Source organism: Aeromonas sp. HMWF014, assembly GCF_963878295.1.
GTDB classification, from domain to species: domain Bacteria; phylum Pseudomonadota; class Gammaproteobacteria; order Enterobacterales; family Aeromonadaceae; genus Aeromonas; species Aeromonas popoffii.
Genome location: NZ_CAWNYS010000267.1, coordinates 24,745 through 27,183, shown reverse-complemented (window position 1 = coordinate 27,183; position 2,439 = coordinate 24,745). Strand labels below are relative to the sequence as shown.

Below are 2,439 nucleotides of genomic sequence, written 5' to 3'. Positions count from 1 at the left end.
ATCAGGTTGGCGTGTTCCGCCGTGCTGGTAGGGGCGCATTATAGGGAGCCCCGCCGGGATGACAAGAGGAAAACGGCAAAAAATGGCACCTTTTGCCGTTTAGCGGTTCAAATGCCTATTTATCAAACAAAAAGCCCCGCGTCCGCGGGGCTCAAGCCAGCAATAACGCAGGGCTGCTATCTTTTTGACCAGAATTCACGGGCAAAACTGCGCACCTTTTCCCAATCGGTAAACTCGAGATCCTTGCTGGTATCCGTACTGCCACCGGTCATCTTCATGATCAGCTGAATGATGCGGGTCTGCCACCAGTTATAGCGGGAGTATTGCAGCGCGCCGGCGAACACTCCCAAGGTTCTCGGCTTCCAGGGGGAGAGGCGCAGGAACTTCTTCATATAGGCATTGGTCTGCGGCGTCTGCTTCTCCGGCTTGCGCGCAGTCAGGTTGACGCAGAAAAAGGCCGCATTGGCCACCTCCAGCTGTTCATGATGGGCATGAATAAAGCTGAGCAGGCTGGGATGGAAGTTGCCGTAACGAATGGAGGCACCGATCAATACCTTCTTGAACTTGCTGAGGTTGCACATGGGCAGAGTGTGCAGGTCATGCATCACCACCTCGTAACCCAGCATCTCCTCCAGCATGACATCCACGATTTTCTGTGTTTGCCCATCCCGAGAGGAATAAAGCACCAAAATCTTGTCCATACCTACCTCAACTACGCCAGAATGCGGGGGTAAACAGTACCAGAAGTGTGAAAATTTCCAATCGGCCGAACAACATGGCCAGGATCAGTATCCATTTTGCCACCGCGCTGATACCGGAAAAATTGGAGGCCACATCACCCAGACCCGGCCCCACGTTGGTAAGGGTCGCCGCCACCGCCGAGAAGGCGGTCACCTCGTTCATCCCGGTGGCGATTAATGCCAGCATGAACAACACAAACAAAATGATGTAGGCGGCAAAGAAACCCCACACCGCCTCGACGATCCGATCCGATACCGCCTTGCGCCCCAGTTTGAGGGTATAGACGGCACGCGGGTGCACCAACCGCTTCAACTCCCGTACTCCCTGCATGAACAGGATCATGAAGCGCATCACCTTGATGCCGCCACCGGTACTCCCAGCGCAACCCCCTATAAAGGAGGAGAACATCAGCATCATCGGCAGTATGGCTGGCCAGTCGGCATAACTGGTGGTGCTGTAACCCGTGGTGGTCCCCAGCGATACCGACTGGAACAGGGCATGGTTGAGTGTCTCCTGCCAGTGTTCATAGTGGTTGTGCTGCAGCAACACGGCGGCGCAGAACAGAAAAAGGAACAGCTGAATCCCCAAAAACACCTTCACCTCGGGGTCACGCAGATAGCTCAGCAGGCGTACCGGTGTGTGAGTGAACACCATGAAGTGCAGACCGAAGTTAATGCTGCCGATCAGCAGGAAGCACACAGTGACCAGATTGATGGTCGGGCTGTTGAAGAAGCCGATGCTGTCATCGTGGGTGGAGAAGCCACCGATGGAGAGGCTGGAGAAGGAGTGACAGATGGCGTCGAACAGCGTCATACCGGCCAGCCAGTACGCCAGGATGCAGAGCATGGTCAGCAACAGGTAGATAAACCAGAGCGCCTTGGCCGTCTCGGCGATACGCGGCGTCACCTTGGTATCCTTGACCGGCCCGGGGATCTCGGCGCGGTAGAGCTGCATGCCCCCGATGCCGAGCAGCGGCAGTATGGCGACGGCCAGCACTATGATCCCCATGCCTCCCAGCCATTGAAGCAGTTGGCGGTAGAACAGAAACGCCTTGGGCAGATTGTCCAACCCGGTCAGCACGGTCGCTCCCGTGGTCGTCAGGCCGGAGAAAGATTCGAAAAAGGCCTCCGAGACCGACATGCTGGGCACATCCCCCAGTAAAAAGGGAACGGCCCCCACACTGCCCAGCACAGTCCAGAACAGCACCACGATAAGGAAGCCCTCTTTCGAGCGCAGCTCCTTCTTGTGGTAGCGGTTGGGAAACCAGAGCAGCACACCAAGCAACAGCGCGATGAGAAAGGAGCTGACGAACTCGGCACCACCACCATCCCGATAGCCAAACGCAACCATGGCAGGCAACAACATGGTCGAGCTGAATAGCGCAACCAACAGGCCAACGATGCGAATAATGCTCAGAATGTGCATTCCGGCTCCCTCTTCAGGCTAAAAGAGCGGTGGATTCTAGCTATCTAAGGAGCGAAGGGATACCCGTCCATGGGTGCGGTCGGTCAATTCCCGATCAACCTGGGCCCAAACAGAGGATTCCCACGCGACCCGCAGGGTAACGCGAGCGCCGTAATCGGCATCCAGCAACTGGCCGTGATGGTAGCCGATCAGCGCCTCCACCACACCCATGTCGGCATAGTCACATTGGATGAGAGAGGGAGTCTGCTGGCGCTTGATCCGGGTCTCGAGCTG

General features: G+C 56.7%; 3 protein-coding genes. All 3 read right to left on the bottom strand.

The window, feature by feature from the left end:
- Window positions 1-176 precede the first annotated feature (176 nt).
- Complete coding sequence (hemG, locus tag AAC083_RS10965; protein ID WP_108536600.1) at window positions 177-701, bottom strand: menaquinone-dependent protoporphyrinogen IX dehydrogenase; 525 nt, start codon at window positions 699-701, stop codon at window positions 177-179.
- Between the two features lie 7 nt (window positions 702-708).
- Complete coding sequence (locus tag AAC083_RS10960; protein ID WP_042036114.1) at window positions 709-2,166, bottom strand: TrkH family potassium uptake protein; 1,458 nt, start codon at window positions 2,164-2,166, stop codon at window positions 709-711.
- A 36-nt stretch (window positions 2,167-2,202) separates the two neighbouring features.
- Window positions 2,203-2,439: DUF1949 domain-containing protein (locus tag AAC083_RS10955; RefSeq protein WP_258224660.1), on the bottom strand; the 237-nt coding region annotated here is incomplete at its 5' end.

What these genes read in the sequence shown, in the direction of transcription:
- hemG (WP_108536600.1), bottom strand. Translation starts at nt 701, where the DNA reads ATGGACAAGATTTTGGTGCTTTATTCCTCTCGGGATGGGCAAACACAG.
- AAC083_RS10960 (WP_042036114.1), bottom strand. Translation starts at nt 2,166, where the DNA reads ATGCACATTCTGAGCATTATTCGCATCGTTGGCCTGTTGGTTGCGCTA.